At 34.2% G+C, this 15898-nt stretch carries 25 protein-coding genes; all 25 read right to left on the bottom strand.

Annotated elements, in window-relative coordinates; genetic code table 11:
- Nucleotides 1-2 precede the first annotated feature (2 nt).
- Entirely contained in the window at nucleotides 3-809 is an 807-nt protein-coding gene (locus M44_RS15130; RefSeq protein WP_010174895.1) for a TP901 family phage tail tape measure protein, read from the bottom strand.
- A complete protein-coding gene (locus tag M44_RS15125) occupies nucleotides 809-1045 on the bottom strand; it encodes a hypothetical protein (RefSeq protein WP_010174894.1) in 237 nt (78 codons plus the stop codon). The genes M44_RS15130 and M44_RS15125 overlap by 1 nt, the downstream gene beginning before the upstream one ends.
- Nucleotides 1046-1054: 9 nt before the next feature.
- A complete protein-coding gene (locus tag M44_RS15120) occupies nucleotides 1055-1465 on the bottom strand; it encodes a hypothetical protein (RefSeq protein ID WP_010174893.1) in 411 nt (136 codons plus the stop codon).
- Nucleotides 1465-2457: a phage tail tube protein gene (locus M44_RS15115; protein ID WP_010174891.1), complete on the bottom strand. Its 993-nt coding sequence runs from the start codon at nucleotides 2455-2457 to the stop codon at nucleotides 1465-1467. The genes M44_RS15120 and M44_RS15115 overlap by 1 nt, the downstream gene beginning before the upstream one ends.
- A 15-nt stretch (nucleotides 2458-2472) precedes the next feature.
- Nucleotides 2473-2931: a hypothetical protein gene (locus tag M44_RS15110; protein ID WP_010174889.1), complete on the bottom strand. Its 459-nt coding sequence runs from the start codon at nucleotides 2929-2931 to the stop codon at nucleotides 2473-2475.
- 15 nt (nucleotides 2932-2946) lie between these two features.
- Nucleotides 2947-3387: an HK97 gp10 family phage protein gene (locus M44_RS25535; protein ID WP_010174888.1), complete on the bottom strand. Its 441-nt coding sequence runs from the start codon at nucleotides 3385-3387 to the stop codon at nucleotides 2947-2949.
- Between the two features lie 87 nt (nucleotides 3388-3474).
- Complete coding sequence (locus tag M44_RS15095) at nucleotides 3475-3783, bottom strand: hypothetical protein (protein ID WP_010174885.1); 309 nt, start codon at nucleotides 3781-3783, stop codon at nucleotides 3475-3477.
- A 292-nt stretch (nucleotides 3784-4075) separates the two neighbouring features.
- Nucleotides 4076-5065 (bottom strand): hypothetical protein, encoded by a 990-nt coding sequence (locus M44_RS15090; protein ID WP_010174883.1) that lies wholly within the window; start codon nucleotides 5063-5065, stop codon nucleotides 4076-4078.
- Entirely contained in the window at nucleotides 5066-5260 is a 195-nt protein-coding gene (locus M44_RS15085; RefSeq protein ID WP_010174881.1) for a hypothetical protein, read from the bottom strand. It abuts the gene before it with no gap.
- A 43-nt stretch (nucleotides 5261-5303) separates the two neighbouring features.
- Complete coding sequence (locus M44_RS25530; protein ID WP_010174879.1) at nucleotides 5304-6173, bottom strand: XkdF-like putative serine protease domain-containing protein; 870 nt, start codon at nucleotides 6171-6173, stop codon at nucleotides 5304-5306.
- Between the two features lie 131 nt (nucleotides 6174-6304).
- Complete coding sequence (locus M44_RS15075; RefSeq protein WP_010174877.1) at nucleotides 6305-7177, bottom strand: phage head morphogenesis protein; 873 nt, start codon at nucleotides 7175-7177, stop codon at nucleotides 6305-6307.
- The gene (locus M44_RS15070) at nucleotides 7174-8190 is read right to left on the bottom strand and encodes a phage portal protein (RefSeq protein WP_010174875.1); all 1017 of its coding nucleotides are present in this window, start codon (nucleotides 8188-8190) and stop codon (nucleotides 7174-7176) included. Before M44_RS15070 ends, M44_RS15075 begins: the two co-directional genes overlap by 4 nt.
- Nucleotides 8165-8641 carry a phage portal family protein gene (locus tag M44_RS15065; RefSeq protein WP_010174873.1) on the bottom strand — a complete coding sequence of 159 codons (477 nt, stop codon included), beginning with the start codon at nucleotides 8639-8641 and terminating at the stop codon, nucleotides 8165-8167. The genes M44_RS15070 and M44_RS15065 overlap by 26 nt, the downstream gene beginning before the upstream one ends.
- Before the next feature lie 75 nt (nucleotides 8642-8716).
- A complete protein-coding gene (locus M44_RS15060) occupies nucleotides 8717-9022 on the bottom strand; it encodes a hypothetical protein (protein ID WP_010174871.1) in 306 nt (101 codons plus the stop codon).
- Between the two features lie 2 nt (nucleotides 9023-9024).
- Complete coding sequence (locus M44_RS15055; protein WP_010174869.1) at nucleotides 9025-9294, bottom strand: hypothetical protein; 270 nt, start codon at nucleotides 9292-9294, stop codon at nucleotides 9025-9027.
- A 6-nt stretch (nucleotides 9295-9300) separates the two neighbouring features.
- Complete coding sequence (locus M44_RS15050) at nucleotides 9301-10803, bottom strand: terminase large subunit (RefSeq protein WP_010174867.1); 1503 nt, start codon at nucleotides 10801-10803, stop codon at nucleotides 9301-9303.
- Nucleotides 10790-11302, bottom strand: coding sequence for a hypothetical protein (locus M44_RS15045; protein WP_010174866.1), 513 nt, complete (start codon nucleotides 11300-11302; stop codon nucleotides 10790-10792). Before M44_RS15045 ends, M44_RS15050 begins: the two co-directional genes overlap by 14 nt.
- A 181-nt stretch (nucleotides 11303-11483) precedes the next feature.
- Entirely contained in the window at nucleotides 11484-11804 is a 321-nt protein-coding gene (locus tag M44_RS15040; protein WP_010174865.1) for a hypothetical protein, read from the bottom strand.
- Between the two features lie 192 nt (nucleotides 11805-11996).
- Nucleotides 11997-12176 carry a hypothetical protein gene (locus M44_RS15035; protein WP_010174863.1) on the bottom strand — a complete coding sequence of 60 codons (180 nt, stop codon included), beginning with the start codon at nucleotides 12174-12176 and terminating at the stop codon, nucleotides 11997-11999.
- Nucleotides 12177-12261: 85 nt separating this feature from the next.
- Entirely contained in the window at nucleotides 12262-12573 is a 312-nt protein-coding gene (locus tag M44_RS15025) for a hypothetical protein (RefSeq protein WP_010174861.1), read from the bottom strand.
- Nucleotides 12574-12594: 21 nt separating this feature from the next.
- On the bottom strand, nucleotides 12595-13071 hold the full coding sequence (locus M44_RS15020; protein ID WP_010174860.1) for a hypothetical protein: 477 nt from the start codon (nucleotides 13069-13071) through the stop codon (nucleotides 12595-12597).
- A gap of 159 nt (nucleotides 13072-13230) precedes the next feature.
- Entirely contained in the window at nucleotides 13231-13734 is a 504-nt protein-coding gene (locus tag M44_RS15015) for a hypothetical protein (RefSeq protein ID WP_010174859.1), read from the bottom strand.
- Between the two features lie 291 nt (nucleotides 13735-14025).
- On the bottom strand, nucleotides 14026-14430 hold the full coding sequence (locus M44_RS15005) for a hypothetical protein (RefSeq protein ID WP_010174855.1): 405 nt from the start codon (nucleotides 14428-14430) through the stop codon (nucleotides 14026-14028).
- A 156-nt stretch (nucleotides 14431-14586) separates the two neighbouring features.
- Nucleotides 14587-14976, bottom strand: coding sequence for a DUF1064 domain-containing protein (locus M44_RS14995; RefSeq protein WP_010174852.1), 390 nt, complete (start codon nucleotides 14974-14976; stop codon nucleotides 14587-14589).
- Complete coding sequence (locus M44_RS14990; RefSeq protein ID WP_010174850.1) at nucleotides 14969-15835, bottom strand: hypothetical protein; 867 nt, start codon at nucleotides 15833-15835, stop codon at nucleotides 14969-14971. Before M44_RS14990 ends, M44_RS14995 begins: the two co-directional genes overlap by 8 nt.
- Between the last annotated feature and the right edge of the window lie 63 nt (nucleotides 15836-15898).

The raw sequence follows: 15898 nt of genomic DNA, 5'->3' as shown, positions 1-15898 counted from the left end.
ACCTAATTCTTTTCTAAAACTCCTAGAATAGCAGCAGAGTCATTAATATCAGCACCCATTGATTTTAATTCAGGACCTGTTTTATCTACGAAAGACAAAAAATCTTCAACAGAAGTTGTAGTCTCTTGAAATATAAATCCTAATGCACCTATTGCTTCTTTTTCATTACCTGCTTCTATTCCTATTTGCTGTAATGCTACACCAGCCTTTGCTAATTCGGGACCAGAACCACGAACAGCATCACCTAATGTATCCCAGAACCAAGTATATTCTTGCATAGCCTCACCACTACGAATTCCTTGTTGAGAAGCAGTTTCCATCATTGCAGTTACATCTTCTAAAGGAAGGGTTACGTTAGCAGTTTCAATGGCTAATTCTCGCATTTCCTTACTGGACATTCCTGTAACCATTGCTAAACGGTGAGTGTCTTCTGTTAATTTCGCTTGTTTTTGTGCTAAAGCGTCGACAGCAACACCAGCATCGGAAATTGCAAGACCAGCCTTTTTTGCATGACTTTCCCAATTATTGAACATATCTTTAATTGTACTGTTTGCCTTTTGACCACTCTCTTCAGCCTTATCAAGTGAAACTTTTATATCATCACCTGTCTTTTCAGCCGTTTCACCTGCAGTCTTTAAAGATTGTTCTACATTTTCAGTAGTAGCAGATACGGCCTCAATACTTTTATTAGCATTGTCCATAGATTGCTGAATATTATCTACACTTGCAGTTCCAGAGTTTGCTAAATTCTCAAATACTTGTGTTGCTTGGTCTCTAGCACGAATAAGAATTTCAACCACATTAGACATTAATAACCCCTCCTTTCTTTCAACATTTGCATTACTTGTTGCTTCTGTTGTTCAGCACTTTGATTATTAGAATGATTAGGTTGTTTATTAACTTGTTCTTGTTGCTCTTGATTTTGTTTATTAAATCCTCTAATTAAAAAAAGCCACTGTAACGGAGTGAGATCACTCTGTTTAGCGGCTAATGGATATCCTGCATCATGGAATCTAATAATCGATTTTCCTTCATCACTATCCACGAAAGGAATTTAACTCTTTTCCAACTCCTTCGCTTGTTCCTTACTAGTAGAAATCCCACTAATTTGGAACACTTTCTTTGCTAATTGAGTAACAATTGGAGCAGGAAGATTTTTTACTTCTTCAACCGTATGTTTTTGACCGTCTGCAATTGCTAAAGAAACAGCAAGGATTTCTGCTTGTGTATTTCCTTCTACACTGTCAGAACCATTGATAATGATTTCCATATCACTTTTAGAAGGATCTTGTTGATTTAATCTCCCTCTTGTTTCTTGTCCTTTACTTTGTAGTTTCTGAATACGACCTACTTCATCCTTACCTAAAGGACGAACAGGAATTGAATACTTTTCCCCTGCAAAATCAACCTCAACATCTTCAATATAACTTTTACCTGCTTGAACTAAATCACCAAAATTTTTCATTATTTAATCTCCCCTTTCTTATTATATAAACTAACGATAATATCTGTATCAACAGTAGTAGATGAACCAGCGGTTGCACTTCCGTCTGAAACGTCAACAGTAGTTTCCAATGCACGAATAGTGGCACTTTGAGTAATAGCATCACGACCAGAGACTGGAGTAGATAAACTTTCATAAACACAAAGTGGTAAATTAATATGCATAGAACCTTCTTCTAAAGATGTAAAATCAATATCTAAAGAGAATGACTCTTCATTTTCAAATAAGATAAGTTCCTCATCATCTTCGTAAATATATGTAAGACTTACATTTACAGTTCTTTCACCTAAAACAATCATTCTTGTATAACGGCTTCCAATAGTTTTACCTGCATCTACTGAAGGGTTATTACTAATAGAAATAGTCATTTCTTGAATTTTACGGGACTTATCTGTTCCATTAATTCTTGCATTAACTTCGTGCATACTGAACGGTAAAGTATCATTTAGATTAACTTCTTCTGTTAAACGAATTGGATATCTTTCACCATTAGCAGCCACAATATTAACAGTAGCAGTAACAATAGTGTCAGATACTGCAATCTCTAAACTCTCAACAACACACCCTGTATGGATTTCTTCGTGTTCTTGCTTACCTACATAAGAAACAAAAGAAAGCGGATTACTATCGTGTCCTCCATAGAATAAATGGCGATTGAAGTTAGACCCTGCTGCTATATTGTCTTCAAATACATATTTCATTAAGGTTGCTTTTAACCAAAACCCAATGGAATTAACATCTACTGGTTGAACCACATTCCCACTTGTAGAGACTGAAGTTTTTACATACCTCTTTGTACCTCTACCGTTGGAAGTTGGAACATAAGCAATACGATCTTGTGGTATATCTAAACTGGAACTTGTCATATCAACAAATTCAGTTGGTTCTTTACTATTTGGTTCATTAAATGAATCTTCAAATACTGTTGCGAAATATCTTAAAATTTCACTCATTAAAATTCCTCCCTTCTAATCTCTAAATATCTTAAAATGAATATTGAGAACTGCACCCGCGCCATAAACTCCATCTTTATCACTAAACAACGGAGAAGACGGTTCAAATGGTCCAGATTTAACGTCAAAAACAAAAGAAAGACCACCCAAATGGCGATCCCTTAAAATAATTGTTCTTGCTCTATCTACAATGTCAGTAGAATTTATATGTCCTTTTTCAGGATCATTACTTTGATAAACTGCAACTAATACCAAAGGAAGTGTCCATTCTTCCATTCGTGAAGTAATTACTTCGTGTGTTAATTGTTCCTGGTATACCCATAGCACAGGAGGTTTTATAACTCCTCTAGTTCGGTCTCCACGAATAACACGATTAATCTCTGGAAGTTTTCCTTCTTCATTGCATTCATTCTTTAATATTTCTATAACTCTATCCATAATCTCGCTATATGCTTCACCTAGAGTTTTGTTCATAAGTATCAACCTCCTTTATGCTACTTCTTGAATTGCTTTTTCGATAAACTCTTGAACTCTTGATTTAGTTTCAGAGATTGAGTTATCTATATATGGATTAGGCTTTTGACCTTTTACTTCTTTTGTGAAAATTGTTTTACCACCAACATTGAATACTAAATATTCCCCATTCTTAGGTGTGATAGGTCTTTTATTAGGTCCATATTCACCTGTACCGTTATTAACCATTAAGGCATATTTTACTTTTGTAAAAACACGGTATGTAAGGTCATCGTCTTTATGTAGTTGAAAACTACCTGCTAGACGACCATGATCCTTTGGTGCATTGATTTTTACCCTTGCTAAAGTATGTAAAGCAGTGTAATTAACAGATTTATGTATAGCCTCCCTACAACTTCTTACAATTCCATTAAACTGTTCTTTATCAACACCTAAAATCTCTAATATACGGCTCATTGATTATCACCGGTTTTACCTTTTAATACACGAATAGATATTGTAGGTTTCTTTTTAAACATATCTAAATCTTTCTTTACTGCTGAACTAAAAAATGGAATCATTTATAAAATTGGAGGAGTTATCATCTACTTTAGCATTGGGGTTTTTGTATCTGTCCTGCATTTGTTTGATTTTGTTTGCTACGACACGGATTGCTATATCTTCTATAATTGGAGGTATGATTGAATATTCTTCTGTAAAATTGATATTTGTATATTGGTCTATGTATGCTTTAGCCTGCAATAACCACTTTTCGATTAATGGGTCTAATTCTTCGGTTGTTAAATTTATGTCTTCTGCATTTAATCCTGTAAATAGTTTAACTTCTAAAACAGTTCCATAATAATTACTCATTTCCTATCACCTCACTATGTTCCTTCTGAAGGTGTTTTTCTAGATAGTGTGATAGTTTATACTCTTTTCCACAAAAACTGCATTTAAGGTTGTTCTCTTCGTCCTGAGAGTGTGTAGGTTCTTCTTCTTTTGCTTCTTCAACTTTTCTTATGATTAAATGAGCAGATGCATTCAGGAAAAATCTTTGATTCTCATTCAGTGGTAATTCAACCGTTTGTAGAGGGTGGAAATAATATCCACCCCTATAAACAGGTTTTTTAGTTTTTATTGATCACCTTGTAGGTGTTCATTATTACTCTCCACTAGCATCTGGGTTCGCTTTTTCTAAGAAAGCAACAGCAGCAAATTCAGAATCTACATAACCAGCAGCAGGCCATACACGTGCAATGATTTCATCAGTTTCTTGACGAGCATTACGATCATGTTCCATAGATACTTCTTGGAATAATCCCCAAGTCATAACTTGTTTGTTTTGCAACATTACAACACGACCATTGTGTGCTAAACCGTCAACGTCTGAAAGAGAATCAACAGTGACTAATTGGAAACCATCAAAGAATAATTCGTCATTCTTAATATAGAATGAATCCCCTAATTCAGTTGGACGAGTACGGTAGAACTCACGAATATCCATTTCGAAATCGAAATCAATTTGGAAAGCGAAGTTCTTACGGTTCTTAAATGCCTTACGTGGTAAAGAACGAACAAGTGTATTTAACACTTCAATTGGATTAGTAGCATCGAATGAATCACTGTATAGTTTCACTCCTGCTTTCTTAATCCAACCGTCTTCTAGGTGTAGGTAATCTTGGTCTGAAGTTGGAACAATGTCCTTATCCCCATGTACAAGATAAACCTCAATGTCATAACTAATTTCATCTGCCAACATATCAACAAATGCATCTACTAATGCTTGTCCATATTGGTTTAGAAGAGCAACATCGTCTTTAAGGATTAATAAAGCACGAAGTTTTTTAGCAACTAATTCTTCTGTAACAACAAATGGCTTAGTTGCATCTGCGTCAGTAACATCACGGTAATTACCTTCTGTATCATACCCACTTCTTAATGTACGACCTTTGTATCCTACATTAGAGATTTCTAAAGTATGACTATCCATTTTAGTAAACTTAGCAAAGTTTAATAGAACGGTATTCTCTTGAATTTTCTTCACTAATTGTGCGAAGTGTTGCGGTTTTAGATAAACTTTACCTAAATCTGCAATGTTAAATGTTCCAGCACTCTTTGCAGATGCTAGGACATCATCTAAATAACGTTTCATTTAAAATTCCCCCTTTTCTTTTTTCTTTACGCCGTTTCTATCACGGCCTAAGTATTCATTCATATCGAATACTTCAACGGGCTTTCCACCCTCTGCGTCGAAGTCAAATGCTTCGCTACTCTTTTCACTACTTTTTGCGGATTTCTTAGAAGTGCCGCCTACACCACTATTAACACCTTCTGCACCCAATTCCATGATTGTGTTTTTAATTAAATCTTTAATATATTCTTCTGTTAGTTCAGTTTCTGATTTTTTTATCAGTCTCCTCTGTATCAGAAGTTTCTTCGGTTGAAGTTTCAGTATTTTCTTCTACTTCCTCTTCTTCCTTTTCAGTTTCAGAATTCTCCTCTTCAGTTGTAGCAGCAGTGTCCTCTACTTCTTCTTGAGTTTCAGTTTCTTCAACTGTTTCTTCCTCAACCTCTTCGGTATTAGCCTCTTTAAATACAGATAAAATGAATTGCTTTAATTCTTCCTTTGTCATTTCAACATCCTCCCCTTTCGTTTTCTTGGCTTGTTCGTCTTTCATAAACTCTACAAACCTTTTAAATAATCCCTTTTCTTCAAACTGTTGAGATTTGAGTGAAAAGAATTCTGCTTTTGGAACAGCAGGTTTATCAACAATGGACACGTGGGTAATAACGAAATCTCCTAAGTCTTCAAGAGTAGTTCTTTCACTTTTATTTACTAAATCAGATATTTCCTCATTAGTTGCTGACTTAAATGAAAAGTCATTTAGTGTAGATCGTCTAACTCCCATAATGGAGAATCCAGTTAATTTACCATCTAATACGGCTTGCCATATTTCTGGGTCTGAAACTTTTACAGACATAATCCAAGTACCAGCAGGTAATTCAATCGTCTTCCCATATGCTTTAACAGTCATAGGAAATGGTGTTATGTAACTCTCTACAACCTTTGCAACATTGTTCAATGTGTGTTGTAGATCGCTATTTTGATATTTTTCCATATACTCATAAGCAAGGCTTTCAATTCGTTCCTTACTTACCACGTCACCGTCACTATCTGGCTCGTCTGGTATAAGAACAGCACCAGTCATAATCTGCAAATTTTTATTTAAACCTAATATTGGACTACTTAATTCAGGCATATCACTTCAACTCCTTTCTATAAGCCTTATACTCGCCCTGTAATGCACTTTACAAGGCAAGGTAATACAAATACCCCCTAGAACCGTAAAGAACGATTGTAGAGGGTAAATAAGTATTATATTTGGTTGATTTAGGCTACATCTACCAAGTCTCCTTCATAAAAGTATGTAGCACCTACTGGAGGTCTCTTACCTAATGGCATAATGAATGGAACTAATACACAACGGCAGTTAATCCAATCCTCAATATTCCCTGCACGATCTCCGGGATGTAATAAACCATTAGAGAATGGGTCTCCAACCTTCACTATCTGTCCGTGTAGTGAGACGTGGTCGGCATCTGAAGTAGAGCCATCCCTTACACGGTCATCTTCGGCAGTAATCCACATATGGTATTCAGCACCTAGATCTTGATTAGTTAAATATGCCCCTCTATTTTGTGCAGAGTTAATCTCTGTTCGGGCTATCCTAACCAGTTCGTGTTGTTCTATATTTTTAAATTTACTTCTTAATCTATCGGCTGCTTCGTCTATACCTAATCCTTTATCATAAGATTGAATTATGTTTTTCATAACATCGCCCGTCATTCGTTCTAGTGTCCTTTCACTAGCCTCAAATGTCTGACTAAGTAATATTTGCTTTACATTGTCAGTTATAGGCTTAAATGCAAGTCCAGTAACACCAGCCTTCTGCATATTAGAAGTGGTACGGTTAGCACCACGTTGAGCGGCTTGTAATACTTCTTCTTCAATTTCTTTTTTATATCCATCTTGCATACTGTATAGAGACTGAAGAATGATATTCCTTGTTAAATCATTACTTGGAACTTTATTTAATTTGAGGAGTTCATTAATAACCTTATCGAACACTGGAATCATTAACTTCTTCAACTTCTTATGTAATCGAATTTCAGCAGCACGGGTATTACGATTAACAGATTTGATTGCTTGTATTTTTCTTTCTGCTAACTGGATATCAAGAAGTAGTTTTTCTAGTTCATTCATTTAGACCACCACTTCTTTTTAGAAACCTGTAATTGCTCCTCTACGGCACTCTTTAAACTTTTAAGGGTATTTGTTACCTCTTCATTTATTTGTTCGTCAATTGCCGTTTCTTCAGCCTCTAGGAGGTCATAATCAATTGGCTTTCCATTTAAGTAGTGGTAATCCATAGCAGGGTGAGAACTCTCCTCTAAGTTATACTTCCAACCAAAGTATTGAATCAATTGATTAGGAGTAATAGCAGCCTTTTCAAATAGTTTAATAGCCATATCTAAATCCCTTTGTTCGTCCTCTAAGTCCATATCATTAAACTTAAATTCGAAATCAAGAGAACCAGTATTATGCTCTATAATGCTATTCATAAATCGTTCCAGTTTATTTTGCATAGGCTCAATAATACTTCTTTTATATATTTCTGTTTCTTGTTCTGAAACATTTCCACCTAATGCACCAGTCTCTGTGATTGCAAGACGTGAAGCGGGAACACCGTGAGAACTAAGAACCTCTTTCATATTATCTTCTCTGAATAAGCGGAAAGAGGCTTCTTGTACTTCAGTTGATAATTTTTCAACTTTTACTTCAACAGGATTAGGTGAACCCTTTACAGATGGGATAGATAAAACCATTGTAGAATGTGGGTTCTCTGTTAATTCAGCAAACCTATCTTCAATTGCTCTTTCTAAATCTGTATATCCATCTTCACCAACTGCACCTTGATCAAATCCACCAGATACAGTTACCAAACAGGCAGGCATACCGAAATTATCGAACCAATCAATATTATATTCTCTTCTTGATATATCCCCTTTTACTGCACCAAGAGCGGGAATGACACAAGGTTGTCCATAATAAGAATGACCGGGAGAATAATCTACATCAGAGTAGAATTCCCTTGCTCTATCCTCTGGTGGTAATGTACCGAGTTTAGATACCTCACCAGTCTCTTTATGAACATCGTATGGATATTTATATTTTTTGAAATATTTCTTTTTAGTTCCTTTTTTGTTGAAGTGCAATCTTCCTACCCTTTAAGAATCGGATAGTATGAGCAGGAATATGTTCCACATAATCAATGGCAGCATTAGGATTATTGTCTTCCCTACTAATCTCAAAGAAATTAAAACCAATAGCAAAGTAATCAATTAATCCTTTCTTAAATACCTCAACTAAATCTTCATTCAGTGATTTAACTGTATCCTCTGCTTGTTCTATACCGTCCTCTTCTTCTATTGACTTCAATTGCCAACCTAGACCTGCAATATCAACAGCCTTTTGGAATACGGCTCTCTTGTGATATGTATTCTGTTCTAAAATGACAACTAAAGCGGAAAGATTGTATGGAGGTTCAACGGCTTGTTTATCAGTAAAGGACAAATCTAAATCCTCTGATTTATTCTTGATCGCATGTCGTTCCAGTATATCCCTTTCAATTAACTTCTTTTTACTCGTATATATGAACTGTTTCACTAAAATACCTCCTTTCATAAGAAAAAGAGCCACTAAATAGGCTCTTAAATCTTAGTTGTAATGTTAAATGGGTGTTTACCTACCACCTCTTGGATTGAATTCAAGCGTTTTTATAACATTGTTCATTTCTTCAATTAGGTTTTGTGGACTGTATCCATTAATTGTAATGCTATGACCTTCATTATTAGATTCCTCTTTATCATAAAAATTGATATAGAATATATTCTTTTTAGGTATAATGAACGATTCAGTTTCACCACTCACTTGTATAAAATCAACCTTTTCATCACTATAATCTTCATAAATACTAAACTCCTGTTCTTCAGGAACATTATCAACCTCAATTGAAAAATTATTTGTTAAATCAATTAATACTTTCATTCTTATCTACCTCCTTTATCAAAACTAAAGAACAATTCTTTAACCTCTTCGTCCTCTGTAAAATCGATACCGTTGTATTTAATAAACTCCTCACATAGTCTCTTATATGATTCTTCAAGTGTAGGTCTATAACACCAGTGGAGGATATCCTCTTCTTCGCATGTGTAAATCGCAAAACCTAATAAGTCATCTTCAATAACAAGCACTGAATATCCATAGGCATTTACTAAAAATTTCTTTTCCATATTTGATAATTCGTTATAACTTTTCATATATATCTACCTCCTTCTTTTCCTTTTAGATGGGCTTACACGTATCGCAACAGGTTCAACTCCACCTTTGATCGCTTGTCCAAAGATGGCCAACATAAGCACACGGTCATCTTTATAACCAGTAGGTGCTTTAGGAGTATCTTTTTCGTCATAAGAAAACACCCTCAATTCTTCAATCAAGGATGTGCTTCGTATAATTAATTCTTCTTTATTTATCAATTCTCTTAAATCTGAAATCATAATAGGACGGCTGACTGGTCCAGTGTGCCAACCTGCCTTCCCGTCACGTGGAGAGTAATAAAGATTAAAATAATTATGTGTTTCTTGTATTCGTTCAATTGCTCCTATACCTGTATTATTCCTTTCAACCACTAACAGAGCATCGTTATATAGCCTACATAAGCCTACTACTTCGTCTGTGAAATTACGGAGCGGGACATTGTTACAAGCATATTCTAATACCTGTTCCCCGTCCCTTGTGAAGATACCAAAGGCATTGTTATCGCCTCCTGTTCCTTCTGAAGTATCAAAGGCTGCTATATATTCAACACCTGCTTCAGGCTTCTTATATTGCTCTATATGGTCATTTAATTTATTGAATTTATCTAAGACATTATCAAACTGTTTTAATACCTTACTAATGGAGAATGCAGGACGGCCAGAGTTTAAGAAATTCATTTCGTACTCTTGTGAGAATTTATCATCGTCCATATCTTTGCATTCCATCTCATACCAATGACTGACTGCTTTTACCCTTTCAACTTGTTCTGTTGTAGGTTGTAATCTTCTTTTTCTTCTTTCTTCTAATTCATTAAATAGTTCAATGCTACCAACACGATCAGGTCTTGAAGTCCAGTGAATCTGTGTCTTACGGAATCCTCTTTCCTCACCTTGTGTCCAGAAACGGTGAAATAAGTTACCGAACCCATTGGGAGTACTGATACCAATAAATTTACCAGTCTCACCAAGTGCAGGTTTTAAACTATCCCACACCTTATATGGATCTACACCTTTTCGTGGGAATGCCATTTCGTCCCAAATAGCAAATGTAGGAGTATCAGAACGACCAGCACTCTCTGTCATAGCAACAGATTTAATCATAGAATTCATATCTTTAAATTCAATTATTGATTTGCTGTTATCCCCTAAATCTCCTTTTAGAAAGTCAGGTAAGTAATCATACATTACCTTTATTCGATTTAGTGCATCGTCAGCGGCTGATTTATCCATTGACAAAATTAATCCTTTTTGGTCAAAGAAAAATAGACACCTATGCAGTGCCCATATTAATGCAGTCCAAGATAAACCCATTTGACGGGATTTAAGGACAATATTCTTTTGGTGTTCACATAAATCTAAAAGGAAATCGGCTTGAAATGGATAAGCCTCAAACTGAACAATACCTCGCTTCTTATCATTAAACCAGATATATGTATTAGCAAAATAAACAATATCATTTGCACATTTTTCTAATTCATTTAGTTCTTCTTCTGTTCTAATCTGACCCATTGTTCTCTTTCCTCTCTGAAAGCATACGGAGAACATCGGCTTTATTTATTACTTCATGGGTATGTTCGTGTTTATCAGCAGGTTCTTCAATCAACTGTGTGGAACTCATTATTTTTATATTTTCTTTTAATGTATCCATAGCAACTTTTAATTCCCTAATATCATTAATCTTCATATTAGGATTAAGGACTGATTCCAATATCCTCTCAAGGAGAGTTGAAGCAACCTTGTATAGTTGATATGAAAATTCATTCTTTATTTCTTCTCTTACATCCTTCTTTATATCCTCAAACAATTCATCCCGTTCTTTCTTCCAGCCGTCTTGTGCAGCCCAATCGTTCAATGTACCATAAGGCCATTCTAATAATTCTGCTACCTTTTCAACAGATAGATGGGGATTAGCAAGATATATAGCCATTGCTGCTACTCTTCGTTTAGGACTTTTCTTAGGAAGTTTCTTTACTTCATCAATATCATTAAAGTTAATCTGTTTAGCCACTTCAACCCCTCCTTTCTTTATGAGCAATTTATGGGTTTTCTATGTTTATAGGCAAAAAAACAACCCAAAAATCAACCTTTATATAGCCCTATTTTCGACTTTAAAGACATACTAAGGTGTTTATATGGTAAGTCCTTAAAAGCAAAAATAGAGGCATATAAGCCCCTATTAAAGTGATAATTTATTTAAATTCAGTTAAAACAATATAGTCTCCACAATTGCTACAATCAAATCTCAACTCTTCTAGTTCAATATCTGTATCAGTTTGATAGTCAATATCATCTTCTAGAATTTCTTCAATCTCATTTTCAGTTTTGGCTTTGGCAAGTTTACCTAAAAAGTCTTTATCAGCATTTAAGTTTGTTCTTTTATCAAACCGAGTCTCAAAAACTCTTAAGTTATTTTCTTGAAGATTTCTTCGAACATAAGCATGTTGTCCTACAGTTAATGGTGTTAACTCTACTTCATTATTACATTTTTCACATTTTACTATAACTTTCATAATATTCCCTCCAATTCGTCTTTGAATTAATAATATCATTCTCTTACAAATTAGCATATTCTGTTAATAAATAATAAAAGAAAAAGACAGGAACAATATAGTCCCTGCCTCTTCCTTAATAGGAGGTGATAAATATGAAAAATATTTACACCCTATATAACACCATATCAACCCTTTTCCATGATTCAAAAATTAATCTTTTTCAATATTTTTTACAATCCTTCTGACATAGTAAGAACATATATTATCAACCTTTGCTTCTGAAATTCCCATGTTATTAGCAATCTTATTCACTTCTAAATCTAAGTTATATCTTTGTAAAATAACAGACCTTTCAAAAGTAGGTATATTTTCTAATTCATTTTCAAACATATCATTAATGGAATAGCCTCAATATCTTCGTATTCATATAAGTACTTCAAGGCAGCACGGATGTGTTCAGTCTTCAATTCTCTATCTAACATACATAACACATCGTTTCTTCATCCATAAGAACCTCGTTATTCTTATTCCTCTTTTGAGCATTCTGTCTGTCATACTCATTTTTCACAATGTTTTTAACAGTAGTGACAAAATACCCCTCACCATTCTCAAGTAATTTATAATATGTATAATTATTTTTCTTAATCTTTGCAATTAATTCTACAAACACTGTTGCTTCAAAATCCTCGTAATCTTCCATTCTTTTAATGTTACATTTCAAAATTCCTGTTCTAATTAAATCCTTATTTCCAATTATCAACTCCTCTATTTGAGTATTTGTAATCATATATATCAGCCTCCTTCTTCTCTAGGTGTAAACCCTCCTTAAATCTAAATATATCTTGCTTGAAAGATATTGACCATTAATCCTTCTTATTTGTTCTTTTGTAAGTTCTTCATCGTAATAAACGTAATCTTGCATAAAGCAGAGAGCCAACTCAAGTTCATTCATATAAAAATCTTCTTCATTTCCTTCAACAAAATAGTTGTAACACTGCTTTAAATACCTTAAAACTTTGTATTTATTATCTAACAACTTTACTTCTTCAATCGGTTTAAAAGAACCGTGAATTGAAGAAACATAGGCTGGTGAACCATAATGAGAATAATCTGGTAAAGGTGCAGCATTCCTGCTTTCTTCAATACTCCTACGAACTGAATTTAAAGCATTTGAAGTTGCTTCTTGCATTACTTCACTTAGTCTATTAACCGTATCACTCATATCAACACTAAAATGAATATCATCTCTATCGCTATAATATACTTGAACAACATTATCACTCATATCTACCCCTCCTTTTCCTTTCCCTCCTATAAACACAAATAGAGCACATCACGACAACCTAAACGGGAATAAAGGTTGTGAATGATATGCTCTGATTTGTACCGTATTTAATGAGTTTGTTCTAAAATGATAAATCATAATTCTTATTTACTTTGATACTTATAATTTAAACTTTAAGTGCTTATTTCCTGCTTCATCTACGAATATTTTTTCATTATTTTCTAAGTTTTTTTTCTTTTTTCTTTTTAGTTCTGTTCGTAAGGAGTCAATAGTGATATACCAAGCAACAGAACCTATCAGCATTACTATGGAAGTCCTAATTCCAAGTGAAAAGGAATCGGTTAGCATATAGATAACAAATCCTCCAACAGGAGAACCAATGAGGTTATATCCAACTAGTGCTACCCAGTCCCATAAGTCTTCGTTTTGGTTCTTTGCTTCAGGCATAACGAACATTTCAATGTGAAGGAAGAAGCGATGGAACAATGCTCCACTCCCCATGAATACTCCAATGTATAATAAAAAGTAATTCGTTAAACTGAAATGAAGATTAAAGTAATTGACTGGATAGAATAAAATGGCACTGATACAACAAAGAATAAACACATAAGCAATCACACTAAATAGATATCTGTTTCTATTTTGAATTTGTTGAATGTACATATATATCACACTCCTTATTTTTCTAATTTTGTTAATATTTATATTATAGCGCGCATCTGTTCTGAAATCAGGTCCAGACATAGAAAAAGAGCAATCAATAAGATTGCCCTGTTGGAATTCTAACCTTGCTATTATGGAGATTAAGAGACCAAACAACTGCAAGGATATCCATATATGTATATGAGATTTTATTGGTTACTATGGATGGGATAATGATTTTATCTAATATACCTAATACAACCAATACTACAAGTAACTCAATAAGTCTGTAAGGACTATTTCTTTTTAACATTATTTATCAGCCTCCTCTTCTTTAATACTGTTCCTTGTTTTTTCTACGATTAATTCTGCTTCTTCCATTCTTTCTAATTCAGTTAGATATGTATAAAGCCCTCTTCTTTCATTTACACTCTTACTTAATTCCTCTTTTACTAAACCTCTATAAAGATTTATAGATTGAGTTAATGCTAATGAGATTTGATACAATGTATCACGATCAACTTCAAGGTTATTATTTTTTATTTTCCTATTTTTATCATCCTCCTTCTGTAAATTGAAATACTCTATATAATCCTGTAATTCTAGAAACCTTCTATAATTCTCAACTCTTCCCTTTAGTTCAGTAACTTGAATAGCAAGGAATATAATCAAATATATTAATAAAGAAATAACTGCTAATAAAACAAGAGTAATCATATTAACTACCTCCTTTCTTCATTCTCTTAGTCTTCTTCCAGATAAGAAAAAGACCGTTATCTTCAAACTCAAAATGCTCTTCTATTTGTTCTTTAGTCCATTTAATATTTCTTTTAACACTCAATGAAGAACCATGTATCTTTTCATATCGTGTTTTTAACTTATTCTTAAAGCCCGGTTCACGAAATAGTAACCAAGATACTTAGGAAGCCTTTCCACCCAATAGAATGGGATATCTGGATTATGATACATAAACAACTTCTTCTTTATATCATCAGCCTCACCAGAGTATTCCTTCGTATCAATCACGATCTCTTTCCCATCAGCCATAGTGATATTGAAATCTGAAGTATATGTCATAGGCTCTACCTTACTCCCTTCGAAGTCTGTAAAAGAAGGAATGAACAAATATGTAACATGTGGTTTAATATCCTTAATTAAACCTTCTTCTTTTTTCTTCTTTAAATGAAGATAGAATGCAGTCTCAATGTCAGAAGCAAACTCTATACCGTCAATGATTGTCTTGTTACCAGTTTTCTTACTCATTGACTTGCACCTGCTTACACTCTATATAAGTCTTTGGAGCATCCTTCAGAAGGCCGTCCTTACAAACAACTGGAGCAACCTCACCCACTTTGTTATCAGAGTATTCAATGATATCCGTCTTACCTTTTTCTATATTCTTACGGAACAGGAAGCGGTTCTTATTCTTTTCTTTTTCTATTTTAACTTTCGCTACTTTGCGTATGTACTGCTTAACTTCCTCAAATGATTTAAACTTAAGAGAATAAGACTTATCAAGTAGTGTCTTAGCCTTATAAGCACCACCGCCAACAGCAGTTGGGTCTCCTTCCCAATCCATTTTATATTCGCCAATACAGGCTTCCTCAATAATTTGAGAACCAAAGATATGATGAACTTCCTCGCCCTCACCATTCTCTAAAATATAAATAAAGCCACCATGATTACTTAGTTTCAGAACATTAGTAAAATCTACAATCAACCACTTGTCACGATCTCTAAAAGGAATCTCAAAGGATTTCATAAACCTATAAGGCATAACACTTGCTAAAGTTCCAAGTCCTACACGCTTAACCTCGATATTCATTTTATAATCGTGATCCCACATCCAATCCTTCAACTCACCAGTAAATTCACCTTTACGGTAAGCAGGAAGGTTATCATATATTTGTGTATCCCAATCTTTAAAGTAGAAAACGAAATCAAAAGTGGCTTCCCTTGCAGCCGTGTGTTGCTGAACCCCATTACCTTCTTCTGAAGTACCATTATCAAACCAAAACCCTTTACCCATTTCCTTTTGTAAGGATTCCCCAAATAATCTCCATTGTTTTTCAGTTGGTGTTTCTTTGCTTCTATATTGAATATTGCTTAATTCTTGTGCCATATAGCATCACCTTGCCTTTCCCTGTGTATCAACAGGCGCTGGCTTTAGTGATAAATCATCTAT

Origin of the sequence: Bacillus coahuilensis m4-4 (assembly GCF_000171615.1) — a bacterium.
GTDB lineage: Bacteria > Bacillota > Bacilli > Bacillales > Bacillaceae_K > Bacillus_T > Bacillus_T coahuilensis.
This window is presented reverse-complemented; position numbering and strand designations above follow the sequence as displayed.